Below are 16,227 nucleotides of genomic sequence, written 5' to 3'. Positions count from 1 at the left end.
AGTGTAGCCAGAACGGAAAAGTTGATCTTTTCTATCCCTCCAGCACAGGTGCCGTTTTCATTTTCTCTTTAATTGAATCCGGAAGAAACGGTCGTCCACCAGTAGCAGGAACACAGGTACCGGTGAAAACTGCTTTTGTAACGATTTTACCGTTTAGAATTATTTTTTGTTCAAAGTGTATCTGAGGCTTTTCACTTTTATCAGAAAACAATTCACATGTTACCGTAAATGTATCATCCTTCTTCAGGGAACGAATAAATTGAATTGTGTATTGAGATAAAACCATATTCACTCCTCTTTTCGCTTCTTCCTCCAGGCTAAACCCAAGAACATCTTTTATAAATTCATGTCTGCAGTATTCCATATAAAACGGGTAGAACAAACCATCCATTATTCCCTGAACGTCAATATGCTCCTCTTTAACCGTATATTCCTTTACGTATCCCATAATTTAATATTTTTGATCTGCTAATATAAATAACATGGATATAACCATACTATTCGATTTATTAAGGTCTTAAAAAATTAATAAAGAAGATACCAGGGAATTAGTGATTTATTTACGTTGGAATCCATTTTAGGCTTAATGAGTTAAGAAAAAAAATTATGGTTCCATATATTTACTGATAATGAAGTTATTAACAGAGAACGAATTGATCTGGTCTCCAATAGTGGCTAATAACCGTATGAATCGTAAGCGAAAAGCCAGCGGGATCAACAGCTATGAAAAAGAATTGAAATTTAAGCCGGAAGAATATTTAGACACCTGTCTGGAACAAAAAACACATGTAAAATGGTTGGACCTATGCTGTGGAGAAGGTAATGCATTACTTCAATATGCCAGGGCTGTATCAGATGAGGGCCGTCAGGATCGTGTTACGCTGGTAGGAATTGATCTTGTAGATCAATTTCAGCCAATCCCACCATTTGTTAATTGCCTGCGATTTGAAATAGGCTCCCTGGTCAATTGGACAAATGATGATCAATATGATCTGATCACATGTGTTCATGGACTTCATTATGTTGGGGATAAGCTTAAGGCGTTATCAACAGGGCTAAAATTAATTGGCAATCAAGGAGTATTAATTGCCAATCTTGACCTCAATAGTATTAAGATTGAAGGAGACCAGAATGGACAATATTTAAAACAGCTGTTCATCGAAAATGAGATCGAGTATAATGCCCGGAAGAAGTTAGTTCGTTGTGAAGGACATAGAGATATTTATTTCAATCTGACTTATAAAGGAGCTGATGACAAGAGCGGGCCTAACTATACAGGGCAAGAAGCAGTGGATTCTTATTATGGAATGACAACAGTATGATTGATCAAAGCAGTTAACCAATTATTGCAAGATTGGATGGCTTTTAACGATTCTTTTATTACTTTTTGTATTAAAAATCGGGAACAGTATCTTTATTTAGTTTCTTTATCTCCTATGAATAAATTACTTATTATTCCTCTTTTGATCTTACAGATTACCGCATATGCTCAGCAAGAGATATCATCGCCTACGATTACAAAGTTTTCGAATACCGATTTTTCAGTAGTCCAGAATGCGAAAGATTTGTCCAGGACCATATCCGTCTTAACAAAAGAGCCCAAAGAACAACTTCAAATGCTCTTGTTATGGGCAGATAATTTTTTGCAAGTGGACTCCGATCGTTTTCTTACAGGCGGTTATCCTCTTACAACAGATGAGAGCATTAAACAAAGAAAAGGATTGTGTGACGAATATGCCAATATAGTTACTGAGTTTTGTAAACTCAATAACATAAAATGTTTGCACATTGAAGGATATGTAAAATATGCAGGATTTAAACCTACAGACATACTGGACGAAGCTAATCATGCCTGGAATGCAGTATACATTGATTCTTCATGGGTACTATGCGATTTATTCTGGTCTACCTGCGAGATGGTGAATAAGAACGGAAGTTCTTATTTTATTAAAAAGATCAACACCGCCTATTTCTTAGTAGCTCCTGCTCAATTTATATCCACACATTTACCTCTGGAACCGGTATTCCAGTTTGATAATTATCCACTAAGAATGCAATCGTTTTATACACCTAATCTGACCTTTGATAGCAGTGCAAGAATGGGTTATGTAAATTATCTTGATTCGGTCAATGCTTACCTGAAATTGAATGAACAGGAGCAAAATATAAAAATAGCAGAGAACAGTTATGTTTTTAATAAGGATAATCCTAATACGAAAATTACCACCTACTACAATTATGCGGTCTCTATAGTCAATAATAAAAAAGCAACCCTACCGGAATTAAAAAGAGCCAGATACTTCCTAAATTCTGCAATTGACCTGATAAAACATTCTTCAAAACCTGATATTCAGAACCTTTTACCTGCCTGCCAGCGAGGAATAGTAATGATAGATAAGGATCCCAGGCTGGTTAGAAAATAAGATATGAAAATTTTGACTATCAAAATATTATGGATTGTACCCAGAACGGGATAATGGGAATAAGTAATAGAAATTAAAGAAGGCTTCGAGATTTACTCTCAAAGCCTTCTTTAATCTGTGTAGCAAGAACGGACGAATTATCTAATCTTTTATCACAAGATATAATAAGATTTAATGAAGCCTTCATTACAAATCAGAATGCATAGCGCCGCAATCCTCCATCGACAGCAGCAACGATGCCGGTTATATACTTTGCGCGGGGGGATACCAGAAAGGCAGCTAAATTAGCAGCATCCTGCGGTTCTCCGAAATCGCCTAGTGGAATTTCGCGTTCAGCGAATATTTTGCGTTCTTCATCGGAAAAAATGTTACGGACATTCTGAGTATCCAAGAGACCTGGTTGCAGGCAATTAACTCTGATATTGTAGCGACCCAGCTGACTGGATAATGCTTTTGACCAGGCTACCACACTTGCTTTGGCGACAGCTGAAACATTAATAATGCGTAGTTCATAAGTGCTGGAAAGATTCAGAATAGCACCTTGTTTACGTTCTATCATATGAGGTAACAACTGTTGCGTCAGTTGACGGGGGCGGTCGAAATCCAGTGTTACAGATTCAACCCATGTTTCTTCAGGCCCCGTTAAATCTACAGGACGGCTTTGGCCTGCATTGTTAATGAGAATATCTACATGTCCCAATGCAGATATTGCAGCAGTAGCAATATTTTGAGGGCCATCAATCGCCATAATGTCTTGTATGAATATTATGGGTTCTATTCCACCGGCGCTGATCACTTCTGCTTTAAAGCTATTCAGCATATCCTTGTTTCTTGCAGTTGCAAACACCTTCACACCCTCTATTGCCAGTTCTTTTGCAATGGCCCGACCCAACCCTTGACTCGCACCGGTTACTATTGCAGTTTTTTCTTTTAAGTAAAGATCCATATAGTATATTTTTCTTTGCAAACGTAGGCAGTTGTGGTTAACTTTATCATATGTACAACCAATTGTAAGGCACGAACAAACATGTAAGTAATGACAACAAGAAAGAAAAACTCCACCTATACGCGAAACGAGCAATGTATTATCAATTGTGATCTTACCTATGCTGTTCAGAAAATCGGAGGCCGATGGAAATTGTTATTGTTAGACAAACTGGGTGATAAAAAACTCAGATTCAACGAGCTAAAAAAAGAGTTTTCCTACATGTCAGAACGCATGCTCAGCTTACAACTGAAATCGATGGAACAGGATGGTCTGATCAAACGTTCTGCTTATGCAGAAACACCTCCAAGAGTAGAATACGAGATGACGGAACTGGCACGGGAATTAGCACCTATTTTAGACCAACTTAGAAACTGGGGACGCAAACAGCGCGAATCCGTTTAATAATAAAAATTCAGTATTTAATCCTCTGCGTATTATACTATTTACACAAAGGATTAATACTACCATTGTCTAACCAAATCACATAGTCGTATACTTGTATTAGTTAATATTTAATCTGACAAACATCTAATATTGGCCCCAACGAATCAGCTGGAAATCTATGAATATTTTATCCACTAAAAAATTTGCTGAGCTACGCGCCCGTTGGGGCTCTGCAAATTTTTTAGTGGATAAAGCATCAGGAATTTGTAAAGAAAATTAAGATTTACTCCGCTTCTTCAAAACCATCCCAATAATATTCTCCCTCATAAATAGCTGAGTCAATGTAATAATCAAATCGGAGTGGCAGCTGCTCCATTTGTTTTCCCCGAAACAATGTTCGCTTTTCATTTAAATAACCGCCCAATATATAGGAACGATCTATATTATAATCATCTCCCTGTATCGTTTCACAGTGGGTACATGTATTGAGCCATAGCTGTTTTCCTAATGTTTTATGGTAAGTATTTTTAAAAAAGGGATATTGTTCGTGCATAATAGAAGCAATGACATCATCTACCAATTTAATATCTACAAAAAAGACAGGATAGTTACGTATTTCCCAAACAGGCTCTGAAAAAGGAGAACCGAAAACACTTGTAATATAATTTCTTGCTCCAAGTCCTATCAACGGAGTTTCCTTATGACATTTCCAACAGTCTCTTTTATTCTTGGCAATTAGATAAGGATATTTAACAAACGTTCCGCCATTTCGTGGCAGCCATGCATTAAATGGATTAATATCAACAATATGGTCAGGTATAACCCAAGTACTAACATCTGGAACCCATCTTGCACCTAACTTCTTTGCGTCATCTTTTTGGATAAAAGGAACATTGAGTCGTATGGGCATAACAAAGGATTTTACAACAATGAAAGTTACAAAAAAATTGGATCCAGGGGCAAAGAAAAGATATGACATGACATGGGGTAAAACAAAAAAAGGCACCCGCTCTCGCGATGCCTTTACTAATTTCAGATCGTCCTGCTCCAGCTGTACCCCGGATGGGAGTTATTTGGAACATGTAATCCCATTTTTGGCTGAAATACATGGTGTCTTTATAGATGGCACTACAAATACCTTTTCTTAGGGTGAGATTAGGTGTATTATTTAATTAAAACAAGAATGCCAAAATAGGCTTGTACCTGTTTAACCTACAGGCCAAGCAATCTCTCTGCATTTCCGCTTGCTATCTTCGCTACTTCTTCAGGAGGTAGTGGAATACTTTCCAGCAATTGTTTTCCTGCTTCGTTTGTGCTGAAAGGATAATCTACGGAAAACATGACATTATCGATACCAAAAGTACTTAGTGCAGTCATCAGTGGTGGTAAAGTAAAAATCCCACTGGTAGTAATGTGTACCTGATCGCGTAGGGTTTGACTGACTGACCGCTGGTGATAACCTGTGTTGGTAACATTAAATTTTTCATCCAGCCTGGACGTCATCATAGGTATCATTTCTCCCATATGCCCAATGATAATCTTTAACCGGGGATACCTGTCTAATGTTCCGGTGATGATTAAACGCAGTACCTGTAGGGCTGTTTCAGCATGCCATCCCCAGCCACCGCATGCAAGCATCACACCTATTGATCCCGGGAGATCGTTGTAATAGGCTTCGGCAACAGTTTCAGGTGGCAGACCTGGATGCAGGTAAAGGGGCATTTGTAATTGTTCCGCTTTTTGCAGTAATGGCCTGAATTCCGGAAGGTCCAGGAATTTACCATTTGTAAGCCCGTTGATCAGGGTTCCACAGAAATGATGTTCCTCCTTTGCTCTTTCCAACTCGTTTGCCGCTGCTTCTGGAGAAGACATAGGTAGATGTGCAAATGCCTTAAACCGGGTAGGATGAGCGGCAATTCTTGCGGCAAGGATATCATTGTACCTGACGGCAAATTTCAAGGCTTTCCGAGGGGATAAACTTTCTGCGCCCCTGCCTACTACAGACAACACCTGCATATCAATACCGTTATCGTCCATTGATTCTAAGCGAATGTTACTGATGTCAGCGAGTTTCTCCACTACTTGCTTAGGCAACGGCCATTGCTGTATCTCATGAGCAAACTCAGGTAAGGCAATGTGCTCTTCTAATGTTATAATACGCATAGCTGATTAAATTGAGCTACAAAAGTCCAGCTATCCAATATATATATTATTGATCCTGATCAAATAATCACATTCCGGATTTCATTCTGCTAAGTGCCTCCTGGGTAATATTGAGATAATTTGCCACCAACTTATTTGGTAAACGGAGCACCATCTGCGGGTTTTCTTTCAGCAGCAATTGATAGCGCTCTCGTGGATTTAGTGTAATAAAATCTTCCAGTCTCCTGGTATTGGTTAAATAGGCATATTCAAGAAAACCACGATAAAATATTTCCCAACCGGGAATAGTGTTCAACAGGGAGTAAAAATCCTCGCGGTGAGTATACAGCAATTCCGATTGCTCAATAGCCTGTGTATCTTCTTTGAGCAATGACCCATCAATAAAAGATGTTAGGGAAGTAGAAAAGGAATTTTCGAAAGCAAACCGGCGCGTGGCCTCTCTTCCGTTGGGTTTTATAAAATACACCCGTAGGCATCCTTTATTTACGAAAAACATACGTCTCGACGGTTCTCCTGTTCTTCCCACCAGCTCATTCTTTTTTGCTTTCAAGATGTTAAAACAGGAAAGCACCTTTTGCAAATCGGCTTCACTTAATTGAATTCTGTCTGTAATATACTTTGTCAGCTGTTCATGCATACTAATGGATTATCGTGGCAATAATAAACAAAAGCAGCACAATCTTAAACTTGGTATCTCCCAAAGTAAAACGCTCTTAGTATTAGAGACAAAAATATTTTCTGATGGATTTAAAGATCCATTAATTGATGAGTTAATAATAGAGCTTAAAACGAAGACAATTAAAAAGTCTTACAAATCTTTAATTCAAGTTTTTGAACTGGAGGATGAACCTGGGTAACAAACCTACGAATTATGGCAAACAAAAAAGGCACCGCTTCCGCGATGCCTTTAAAATTATTTCAGTGCACCAGCACTACAGTGTCCCCCCATCGGGAGTTGAACCATATCTACATGAGGACTTTTCCTGATTAAACGATTCAAAATAATCTACTTAAGAATCAAATTTTCTGTAATACTACTTTAGAACCAACGGAACCTTGGAAGCATTCCCAAAATATGTATCGCATTGAATACAAATAAAAAAAGCATCGTTTTGAACGATGCTTTTAAAATATTGGAGCAATCTTATTGCAGCGTAGCGGGAAAGGGAGAATTGTTGAACCTTTTATTAAAAGACTTGTTCAAGTTCTTTTATAACCCTACAAACATCTAATCATTATTCTCTGATTGCAAATCTGTTTCGTCGTAAGTGCTTACGAAATTGTCACCTGTAAGTTCCTTCCATAAATCCCTCATATAAGGACTAATAACAAACATGTCTTCAATATCGTCACTAAGAGAATAACACCAATAGTAAATAGTATATTCATGTAGCAAGAAGTTATCAGTCAGTAATTGTTTCACTTTAGGCCACATTTCAGTTATCCAGCCCGAATCCCAGCCTTCATTGCTTGTTTCGACAATCAGCGCCATAAGTGCGAAACGAATATCATCATCAGTAGAAGCCATATACGTTTCAAAATACCGGTTTATATCTTTGTAATCGGCGACTATGTGCTCCCAATCTTGCATCCAATCATGATAATTGAATTCCTTGGCAAGAAAAGAAATTGCCCTCCCGGTAACATATCTTCCTTTAGGTTCTTTCATCAGTTAGAGTCTAAAACAAAAAAGGCTTCGAAGCGGACATGCTTCAAAGCCTTTTTTAAGTGTAGCGAAAGAGGGAGTTGAACCCTCGACCTCAGGGTTATGAATCCTGCGCTCTAACCACCTGAGCTACCTCGCCATTTCCTGTTATATCTTGAAATAAGTGTGTAGCTATTTCAAAACAGGAGTGCAAAGATAACGGGGAAAATGATAAAACCCAAACGAAAGTTATTATTATTTAATAAGCCAGTAATTCTTTAATCATTGCTGCTACTTTTTCCGGATTCGGCAACATCATATTTTCCAAAGCCATATTCATTGGAACAGCTGGTAAATCCATTGCTCCAAGCGTGAATACAGGTGCATCCAGATCTTTAAAACATGCCCGCTGAATCCTTCCCGCTAATGCCTGTGCAAAAGAATTATTTAATTGTTCCTCTGTTAATACCAGGCATTTGCCGTGTTTGCTCACCGTGCTGAATACCAGTTCCTCATCCAGCGGGAACACAGTACGCAAATCAATGATTTCAACCAGACCGGGAAATGAGGCAGCTGCTGCCATTGCCCAATATACGCCCATACCATATGTGATAATACAGGTCGTTTCCCCCCGTTTTACATCCCGGGGATGTGATTGTAATACCACTCTACCCTTTCCTAAAGGCAGCAGGTAATCTTTATCAGGTTCTACCATAATAGCCGCCTGTGTACCAGGAACTTTACTCCAGTATAAACCTTTGTGTTCCAGCATCACTACCGGATTAGGGTCTAAAAATGCCGCTTTCATCAGTCCTTTCATATCTGCCGCATTGGATGGATATACTACTTTGATACCCTTGATAGTGAGTAAAGTAGATTCTATGCTGCCTGAATGGTAAGGTCCGCCGCCACCATATGCTCCGATAGGTATACGGATAAGGGTTTGTACAGGGAACTTGCCATTACTCAGATAACAGGACTTAGAAATCTCAGTTACCAGCTGGTTAAATCCGGGATAGATATAATCCGCAAACTGGATTTCCACGATAGGTTTTACCCCAACGGCCGCCAGTCCTACAGTAGCGCCAATAATATAGGCTTCCTGGATGGCTGTATTATATACACGGTGATCTCCAAACTTTTCCGCCAGGGTAGCAGCCTCACGGAATACGCCTCCCAGCCGGCGACCTACATCCTGGCCAAAGAATATGGCTTCCGGAAATTGCTGCAGAATTTCTTCCACTGCATGTAAGGCCGCATCTACCATCATTACTTTACTTCCTTTAACAGGTGTGCGGATACCTGCCTCTTCTGTCACAGCCGCAGGCGCGAATACATGATCCTGTACTGTTGCCGTATCAGGATCTTCGGCAGCATTAGCCCTGGCAAATTCAATACTTACATATTCCTGGATATCGGCTTCTATTTTTAACAGATCAGCTTCCGATAATCCGGTTTCGAGAAGACGGTTTCTGAGCTTTGGCAACGGATCTTTCTCTTCATGCAGAGCAAGATCTTCAGCTGTTCTATACCATTCTTTACGTACGCCGGAAGTATGATGACCCAGCAATGGAACACTGGCATGCACCACTATTGGCTTTCTTTCCTGCCTTACATAACTGATGGCGGCCCCCATGGCATGATAGCTTTCTTCAAAGTTGCTTCCATCTACCTGCATACGTTCCAGTCCTTTAAATCCTGCAGCATATTCATAAGCATCCATTGCCCGGGTTTCTGCAGCGCTTGCTGAAATGCCCCATTCATTATCCTGGATCAAATAGATCACCGGCAATTGCCATAAGATAGCGCTCTGCCAGGCCTCACTCACCTCTCCTTCTGTAACACTCCCATCTCCCAGGGAGCAAAGCACCACAGGAGCCTCGCCTTTGGGACCTTTACGCAGAAAATCAGCACCTATACGTTCCAGGTAACTGATACCCTGCGCCATACCGGTGGTTGGAATTACCTGCATACCGGTAGCACTGCTCTGATGGGGAATGCGTGGGCGGTTAGCTTCCAGGCTGTTTGGATGGCTATAATAGGAACGGCCTCCGGAAAAAGGATCATCTCCTTTTGCCAGTAACTGTAACATTAGCTCATAGGGAGAAAAACCCATGGCTAAGAGCATGCTGTCGTCCCGGTAATAAGGACTGGCATAATCCCAGGAGTTTAATTGCAGACCAGCCGCAATTTGAATAGCCTCGTGTCCTCTCGAAGTAGAGTGCACATATTTGCAGGTGGAACGGTTGGCTTCATAGATGGCAGCCATTTCCCTGGCCTGACACATGAGCCTGTAAGCCTTTAGCAATATTGCCTGTTTGTTTGCTGATCGCTCCTCCGTGCTAATAGTGGCTTTAAAAGTTGGAGCGCTTATACTATCTTTAAACACGTAAGATTGTTTTGGTGATTTTCTTAAACTAAATATAGTTGCTACAACAACCATTGCTACCGCAAATTAACTATTATGCCTGATACTTTTGTAAATAATCCAACATTTTATAAGTTGGACGCAACCCTGAAGAGAATCCGTAATTACTGGCAAAAGACCTTTGATGCACATAAGAAAGATATTACCGTGGATCAATGGCTGCTGATTGAAAACCTGTTCAAGCATAATAAAATCACCCATAATGAACTGGCAAGGCTAACGTCCAAGGATATCACAACTGTATCCCGTATTATAGAATTGCTGGTAAAGAAGGAATTGGTGGTGCGGGAAGGCTCTCCGCTGGACAGGCGAAAGGTATATTTACAATTGACTCCTAAAGGATCGGAGAAATATAAAGATGTAAGACCGTTGGTGCTTGAAATGCGTAAAACAGGATGGGTAGGCCTTACTGAAGGTGATTATCATGAGTTAACAAGGATTCTCGATGTAATCTATAACAACGTTCCATGATAAAAGAGGGCTGACCGGGAAGGAATCCTTTCTGGTCAGCCCCCTGATCTTATTTGATTTCAAATTCAAGCAGGCTGTCATTTTCAATAAACGCTTCCAGCTTATCTCCTATTTCTACAGGCCCTACTCCTGCAGGGGTACCCGTAAATACCAGATCCCCGATATTAAGAGTAAAGAATTTAGAGATATATGCGATCAGGAAGTCGAAAGTGAACAGCAGATCCTTGGTATTCCCCTGCTGTGCAATCTGTTTGTTCTTATACAGACAGAAATTAATGTCTTTTTTATCCAGTTCGGGTGTAATCGGCATAAACTGACCCACCACAGCAGAATTATCAAAGGCCTTGGCTATTTCCCAGGGCAACCCCTTTTGTTTTTGTTTATCCTGCAGATCACGGGCAGTAAAATCAATCCCGATACCTAACTGATCATAATATTTATCAGCAAATTTCTCCTGAATATGCTTGCCATTTTTGCAGATGCGAAGCACCAGTTCACACTCATAATGCAGATTATCTGTAAACTCAGGATAGTAGAATGGATGGTTATTCTGTAATAATGCATTCTTCGGCTTCATGAAAATTACCGGCTCTGACGGCACCTCATTTTTTAGCTCTTTTGCATGATCAGCATAATTTCTACCAACACAAATGATTTTCATATCAGATATTTCTTTATTCAAAGTTAAAAGAACGGATCAATTAACTGATCTTAAAATTTAACCAGGATTAATTGTACTTATTCATAGTACGTTCTATCCCAATGGTCGCAAAACTTTCTATAATCTCTACACATTTTTCCAGCTTGGGCACTATTACGGTCCATTCTGCCGGCAACCATTTACCCAGTACAAACTCAACCTGTTTCCCCTTGGGGTAATCATTTCCAATACCAAAGCGTAACCGTGGATACTGATTTGTACCCAACAGTTCCTGGATGCTTTTCAGTCCATTATGCCCGGCATCACTGCCACCGGGGCGAACACGCACTACATCCAATGGTAATGCCAGTTCATCTACTATTACAAAGATATTTTCACGTGGAATCTTTTCTTTATCCATCCAATACTTCACAGCTTTCCCACTCAGGTTCATGTAAGTGGTGGGTTTGATCACCACAAATATTCGTCCCTTCCATTTGCATTCAGCCATATCTGCCAGCCGGTCGCTCTTAAAAGTACCACCATGTTTTGCAACAAAAGCATCTGCAACGTCAAAGCCTATATTGTGACGGGTATGTTCATATTCTGCGCCTATATTACCTAATCCTATTATCAGGTATTTCATCTATTGATATTTTATGTCTTATTCAACTATTTGCAAAATCCTGGTTATTGCAGGGCAAAAATAGAAAAAGTCCCGTCTTGGTTGAACCGAGACGGGACTTTTTCCAAAAATATCTGCAAAGATGCCTTATTTCTTCTTGGTATCTGCACTTGCTTCTTCCTGACGTAACTGACGGGTCATTACTACAGAAGCGATAGGAATACGCGGAGAGTTCAGAATCTCGATGTTTGGAGCTACTACATCCTGTACACGAACGTTACCGTTCAGTTCGAGGTTGTCGATACTAACTTCGATATTTTCACGCAGGTCTTTAGGCAGAGCCTTTACTTTCAGCGCCTTGATCTTAACAACCAGTTTACCACCGGCTTTAACACCTTCAGACTGACCAACGATCTTGATAGGCAAAGTAACATTTACATGTTTACCTTCTACCAGTTCCAGGAAATCGATGTGAGCCAGTTCATCTGTCACTACATCAAACTGCAGATCTTTCAATACGCACCTGTAAACCTTGCCATTTAACTTAACTTCTGCCAGCTGGAAATCAGGTGTGTACACCAGATTTTTGAATGCGATAGCTGGAGCTGAAAAACTTACGGTTTCTGCACCCCCGTAAATAACACAAGGCACTTGTCCCTCAGAACGGATTTGGCGGGTGGCTTTTTTGCCGTATTCGCTCCTGAGTTGTCCTTCGATTGTTATCGTTTTCATTGATTAAACATTTATGTTGTTAAAAATAAACACTTGATTATCCCCTGCGGTGGCTATGTACAAACAAGTTGGTAATAGACTTGTTTTCGTACATGTTACGGATAGCTACTGCAAAAAGGTCTGCTACACTGAGAACTTTGATCTTACTGCTCTGGATTTTTACGGGGATCGTATCGCAGATCACCATTTCCTCCAGCACTGAATTCTCAATATTCTCGTAAGCCTTTCCACTTAATACAGGGTGCGTACAAAATGCGCGAACACTCTTAGCTCCCTTCTCCATTAACAGATTGGCTGCTTTGGTAAGCGTGCCGGCAGTATCGCAGATATCATCTATCAATACTACTTCCCTGTCCTTCACATCTCCTATCACCACCATGGAAGCGATTTCATTTGCACGTTTACGGTGCTTATCGCAAATCACCATTTCCGCATTGAAATAGGCCGCAACTTCCCTTACCCTGTTAGTACTACCTACGTCAGGGGACGCAAAGGTAAGACTTTCCAGCTTTAAATTTTCAATGTAGGGGATGAAAATTGCAGAACTGTCAAGATGATCCACGGGAATATCAAAGAACCCCTGAATCTGGGGAGCATGTAAATCCATGGTTATCACCCTATTAGCACCTGCAGAAGTGAGCAGATTAGCTACCAGCTTGGAAGCGATAGCCACCCTTGGCTTGTCTTTTCTGTCTTGCCTCGCAAAACCAAAGTAAGGGATGACAGCAGTAATATACCCTGCAGAGGCCCTCTTGGCCGCATCTATCATCATCAATAATTCCATCAGATTGTCTGAAGGAGAATTGGTACTCTGAATGAGGAAAACATAATCTCCACGGATACTCTCCATGTAGATAGGCTGAAACTCCCCGTCGCTGAACTTCTGGATGGTGAGTTTACCCAGACCATTGCCATATCTTTTGGCAATCTTTTCTGCCAGCTCCGGATTACTGTTTCCTGTAAATATTTTTACTGATGGTTGCATGTCTATGACTATGGAAAAGAGGTTGCGAAATTATAACTTTTGGAGTATGTATTCTCTTTTTTTTCTTTCAATCACCATACTGTAGGCGATCTTACTACAATTAAAATGTGTAAAATTATTATTACCAGCTATTTACATGAAAATCTTACAAGCTAAACAATAATGTATGAGCGTAAAGTTTGCTCAATTTAGAAAGAAATAAGGGGAGTATTGAAAAATATGTATATTTGCTAAAAATATTAGTATTTAAAATGGAAACCGTTGTTACCCAATCTCCTCATATTTCCATTAGAAACTGGGCCAATGATGATAAACCCAGAGAAAAACTGATGAATAAAGGCGTTAATGCACTCAGTGACGCAGAATTGCTGGCAATCCTGTTAAATAACGGGCATAAACAAAAATCAGCTATAGAGCTGGCACAGGAAGTATTGCGTAGCGCTGCTTCCAATCTTTGTGAACTTGGGAAACAGAGTGTTAGCCAGCTAAAAAAAATCAGGGGCATCGGTAATGCAAAAGCAATTACTATTATAGCTGCAGTGGAACTTTCCCGACGCAGACAAGCCAGTTACACCCTTCAAAAGAAAACCATCAGCAACGGAAGTGAAGCAGCTCTCTATTTTAAACCTCTCATCGGAGATAATAACCATGAATCATTTCATGTGATGTACCTTAATAATGCTTCCAAGATCATCCGTATCAGTTGTGTAAGCAAAGGCGGGATCACTAACACATTTGCAGATCCCAGAGTTATTTTCAAAGAAGCACTGGAACTGGAGGCTACCCGGATCATCCTTTGCCATAATCATCCCTCAGGAAGCCTCAGACCAAGCAATGCAGATATCAGCATCACAAAAAAAATAAAAGAAGCCGGCCTCCTCCTCGATATTACCGTACTGGATCACATAATCGTATCAGAAGCAGGATATTGCAGCATGGTGGAAGATGGGTTCATTATATAAGATTTGAATATATAATGTCTTTTTCCTTACATTCGCAATTATTTTATTTTCAAATACTAACATGCTCAAAATAGGAATCTTTGGGGTAGGACATCTGGGTAAAATTCACCTTTCCCAGCTGGCCACGATGAAAGACGTAGAAGTAGTAGGTTTTTATGATCCGGGGAATATAAATGCAGACAGTATAGCCCAACAGTACCAGATTCCGAGATTTACTGTGGCGGAAGAGCTGATACAAGCTTCAGACGCAATCGATATCATAGCTCCCACAACACAGCACTTTAAATTGTGCGAAATGGCTATCCGTAACGGAAAGCACATTTTTGTGGAGAAACCAATGACCAATACTCTGGATGAAGCGAAAACACTGGTGAAACTGGTGGAAGAAGCTAACATTAAATTCCAGGTGGGACATGTTGAACGCTTTAACCCTGCCTTCCTTGCACTGAAAGGATATGACCTCAAACCAATGTTCATTGAGGTACACCGCCTGGCGGAATTTAATCCCCGCGGGACCGATGTAAGTGTAATACTGGATCTCATGATCCATGATATAGACATCGTACTTAGCATCGTAAAATCTACAGTAAACAGAATCTCTGCCAGCGGTGTGGCCGTCATGAGCGACACGCCGGATATCGCCAACGTACGCATAGAATTTCATAACGGTTGTGTGGCGAACTTAACATCCAGCCGCATTTCCCTGAAAAAGATGCGTAAAATGCGACTGTTCCAGAAAGATGCCTACATCGGTATCGACTTCCTGGATAAAAAAACAGAGATCATCAAGCTGAAAACACCTGAAGATGAAGGTCTTTTTACACTGGATATAGAAACTAATTCCGGTAAAAAAACAATCGCTATAGACAATCCTGAAATTAAACAGGTAAATGCAATACGCCTGGAACTGGAAATGTTCCGCGACAGTATCCTGCTGAATAAGCCAGTACCAGTAAATGCGATTGACGGATTGCAGGCTTTGGAAGTAGCCCACCAGATTCTTCAGAAAATCAATAAAGGGTTATCTAATTCAGAAGCTGCTCAGTAACGTATAATTCATTTACGATCGTGGATGATCCAATAACGTACTGGCAATAACCAGGTCCAGCGGACGGGTAATCTTTATATTTGCTTCCTCTCCGGGAACCAACTGAATGCGGTGTCCCTGCCTCTCAACTACTGTTGCCTCATCTGTGAATAACGGATCATATGGCAATGCAAAAGCGGGCAATATTAATTCCGATAGAAATGTTTGCGGAGTCTGTATAATTTTGAAACGCTCACGATTCACAGCCCTGTTTCCCTCTTCTCCTATTTCACGAATACTATCTTTCATATCTATAGCAGGAATAGCACTGCCATGTGCCAACGCTGCCTCATAACAACTGCGGATCAACGCTGTACTCGCCAGCGGTCGTACACCGTCATGTATAAATATCACTGCTGGTTCTTTTACCTGATCCAGGCCGTTCTTTACAGAATGAAAACGGGTTTCCCCTCCTTTAACTAGCGTCACGGTAGTTCCGGCAAACTCAGGCAGCCAACTCTCTACATAACTGAAATGGACCTCCGGTAATACCAATACGATCTGCATATCACTGTATGCTTTCACAAATGCAGTAACGGTATGCCATAAAACAGGCTTACCTGCCAGCTCCAGGAATTGTTTTGGAATGGCACTTCCCATGCGGGTACCTGATCCGCCGGCAACAATGATGGCTACTTTTTTCCGTGGTTCCATATGCTCTTAAATAAAAAAAGTCCCGCATAATAGCAGGACT

19 protein-coding genes and 1 tRNA gene are annotated in these 16,227 nt (G+C 40.5%); 7 read left to right on the top strand and 13 right to left on the bottom strand.

The annotated features are described in order from the left end of the window. Nucleotides 1–31 precede the first annotated feature (31 nt). Entirely contained in the window at nucleotides 32–448 is a 417-nt protein-coding gene (locus tag BM176_RS27080) for an acyl-CoA thioesterase (protein WP_090107540.1), read from the bottom strand. A gap of 181 nt (nucleotides 449–629) precedes the next feature. Between BM176_RS27080 and BM176_RS27075 the strand changes: the two genes are divergently transcribed. Both BM176_RS27075 and BM176_RS27070 read left to right on the top strand, forming a co-directional pair. Then, nucleotides 630–1,322 (top strand): methyltransferase domain-containing protein, encoded by a 693-nt coding sequence (locus BM176_RS27075; RefSeq protein ID WP_090107539.1) that lies wholly within the window; start codon nucleotides 630–632, stop codon nucleotides 1,320–1,322. 114 nt (nucleotides 1,323–1,436) lie between these two features. Then, entirely contained in the window at nucleotides 1,437–2,423 is a 987-nt protein-coding gene (locus tag BM176_RS27070) for a transglutaminase domain-containing protein (protein ID WP_177230563.1), read from the top strand. A gap of 193 nt (nucleotides 2,424–2,616) precedes the next feature. Here the strand turns inward: BM176_RS27070 and BM176_RS27065 are convergent, their stop codons facing one another. After that, nucleotides 2,617–3,369, bottom strand: coding sequence for an SDR family NAD(P)-dependent oxidoreductase (locus BM176_RS27065; protein ID WP_090107537.1), 753 nt, complete (start codon nucleotides 3,367–3,369; stop codon nucleotides 2,617–2,619). Between the two features lie 90 nt (nucleotides 3,370–3,459). On the opposite strand from BM176_RS27065, the gene BM176_RS27060 reads away from it, so the two are divergent. Further along, on the top strand, nucleotides 3,460–3,813 hold the full coding sequence (locus BM176_RS27060) for a winged helix-turn-helix transcriptional regulator (RefSeq protein ID WP_090107536.1): 354 nt from the start codon (nucleotides 3,460–3,462) through the stop codon (nucleotides 3,811–3,813). A gap of 265 nt (nucleotides 3,814–4,078) precedes the next feature. Here the strand turns inward: BM176_RS27060 and BM176_RS27055 are convergent, their stop codons facing one another. The 3 genes from BM176_RS27055 to BM176_RS27040 all read right to left on the bottom strand — a co-directional run bounded on the left by BM176_RS27055 (nucleotide 4,079) and on the right by BM176_RS27040 (nucleotide 6,595). Continuing rightward, nucleotides 4,079–4,705, bottom strand: a complete 627-nt coding sequence (locus BM176_RS27055; RefSeq protein ID WP_090107535.1) for a DUF5710 domain-containing protein — start codon at nucleotides 4,703–4,705, stop codon at nucleotides 4,079–4,081. Between the two features lie 302 nt (nucleotides 4,706–5,007). Next, a complete protein-coding gene (locus BM176_RS27045; RefSeq protein ID WP_090107533.1) occupies nucleotides 5,008–5,958 on the bottom strand; it encodes an amidohydrolase family protein in 951 nt (316 codons plus the stop codon). 67 nt (nucleotides 5,959–6,025) lie between these two features. Further along, nucleotides 6,026–6,595 (bottom strand): Crp/Fnr family transcriptional regulator, encoded by a 570-nt coding sequence (locus BM176_RS27040; protein WP_090107532.1) that lies wholly within the window; start codon nucleotides 6,593–6,595, stop codon nucleotides 6,026–6,028. A 4-nt stretch (nucleotides 6,596–6,599) separates the two neighbouring features. Between BM176_RS27040 and BM176_RS27035 the strand changes: the two genes are divergently transcribed. Next, nucleotides 6,600–6,815: a hypothetical protein gene (locus BM176_RS27035; RefSeq protein WP_090107531.1), complete on the top strand. Its 216-nt coding sequence runs from the start codon at nucleotides 6,600–6,602 to the stop codon at nucleotides 6,813–6,815. A 371-nt stretch (nucleotides 6,816–7,186) separates the two neighbouring features. On the opposite strand, the gene BM176_RS27030 is transcribed toward BM176_RS27035, so the two are convergent. From BM176_RS27030 to BM176_RS27020, 3 genes are all read right to left on the bottom strand, one after another. Beyond that, on the bottom strand, nucleotides 7,187–7,627 hold the full coding sequence (locus tag BM176_RS27030) for a hypothetical protein (RefSeq protein WP_090107530.1): 441 nt from the start codon (nucleotides 7,625–7,627) through the stop codon (nucleotides 7,187–7,189). 62 nt (nucleotides 7,628–7,689) lie between these two features. Then, nucleotides 7,690–7,763, bottom strand: a tRNA-Met gene (locus tag BM176_RS27025). Nucleotides 7,764–7,862: 99 nt separating this feature from the next. Continuing rightward, nucleotides 7,863–9,992, bottom strand: coding sequence for an alpha-ketoacid dehydrogenase subunit alpha/beta (locus tag BM176_RS27020; RefSeq protein ID WP_255373594.1), 2,130 nt, complete (start codon nucleotides 9,990–9,992; stop codon nucleotides 7,863–7,865). Between the two features lie 75 nt (nucleotides 9,993–10,067). On the opposite strand from BM176_RS27020, the gene BM176_RS27015 reads away from it, so the two are divergent. Beyond that, nucleotides 10,068–10,502: a MarR family winged helix-turn-helix transcriptional regulator gene (locus BM176_RS27015; protein ID WP_090107528.1), complete on the top strand. Its 435-nt coding sequence runs from the start codon at nucleotides 10,068–10,070 to the stop codon at nucleotides 10,500–10,502. 49 nt (nucleotides 10,503–10,551) lie between these two features. Here the strand turns inward: BM176_RS27015 and BM176_RS27010 are convergent, their stop codons facing one another. The 4 genes from BM176_RS27010 to BM176_RS26995 form a co-directional block, all read right to left on the bottom strand. Beyond that, nucleotides 10,552–11,163, bottom strand: coding sequence for a fumarylacetoacetate hydrolase family protein (locus BM176_RS27010; RefSeq protein WP_090107527.1), 612 nt, complete (start codon nucleotides 11,161–11,163; stop codon nucleotides 10,552–10,554). Between the two features lie 67 nt (nucleotides 11,164–11,230). Beyond that, entirely contained in the window at nucleotides 11,231–11,788 is a 558-nt protein-coding gene (pth, locus tag BM176_RS27005) for an aminoacyl-tRNA hydrolase (protein ID WP_090107526.1), read from the bottom strand. Between the two features lie 126 nt (nucleotides 11,789–11,914). Further along, complete coding sequence (locus BM176_RS27000) at nucleotides 11,915–12,499, bottom strand: 50S ribosomal protein L25 (RefSeq protein ID WP_090107525.1); 585 nt, start codon at nucleotides 12,497–12,499, stop codon at nucleotides 11,915–11,917. A gap of 37 nt (nucleotides 12,500–12,536) precedes the next feature. Further along, nucleotides 12,537–13,484: a ribose-phosphate pyrophosphokinase gene (locus tag BM176_RS26995; RefSeq protein ID WP_090107524.1), complete on the bottom strand. Its 948-nt coding sequence runs from the start codon at nucleotides 13,482–13,484 to the stop codon at nucleotides 12,537–12,539. A gap of 251 nt (nucleotides 13,485–13,735) precedes the next feature. Here BM176_RS26995 and radC point away from each other — a divergent pair, with 251 nt between their 5' ends. Together radC and BM176_RS26985 are read left to right on the top strand one after the other, a co-directional pair. Then, nucleotides 13,736–14,446, top strand: a complete 711-nt coding sequence (radC, locus tag BM176_RS26990; protein WP_090107523.1) for a RadC family protein — start codon at nucleotides 13,736–13,738, stop codon at nucleotides 14,444–14,446. Nucleotides 14,447–14,507: 61 nt separating this feature from the next. Continuing rightward, entirely contained in the window at nucleotides 14,508–15,494 is a 987-nt protein-coding gene (locus BM176_RS26985) for a Gfo/Idh/MocA family protein (RefSeq protein WP_090107522.1), read from the top strand. 12 nt (nucleotides 15,495–15,506) lie between these two features. Here BM176_RS26985 and BM176_RS26980 read toward each other — a convergent pair whose 3' ends face one another. Beyond that, entirely contained in the window at nucleotides 15,507–16,187 is a 681-nt protein-coding gene (locus tag BM176_RS26980; RefSeq protein WP_090107521.1) for a 2-C-methyl-D-erythritol 4-phosphate cytidylyltransferase, read from the bottom strand. Between the last annotated feature and the right edge of the window lie 40 nt (nucleotides 16,188–16,227).

Source organism: Chitinophaga sp. CF118 (genome assembly GCF_900112615.1).
Lineage (GTDB): Bacteria > Bacteroidota > Bacteroidia > Chitinophagales > Chitinophagaceae > Chitinophaga.
This window is presented reverse-complemented; position numbering and strand designations above follow the sequence as displayed.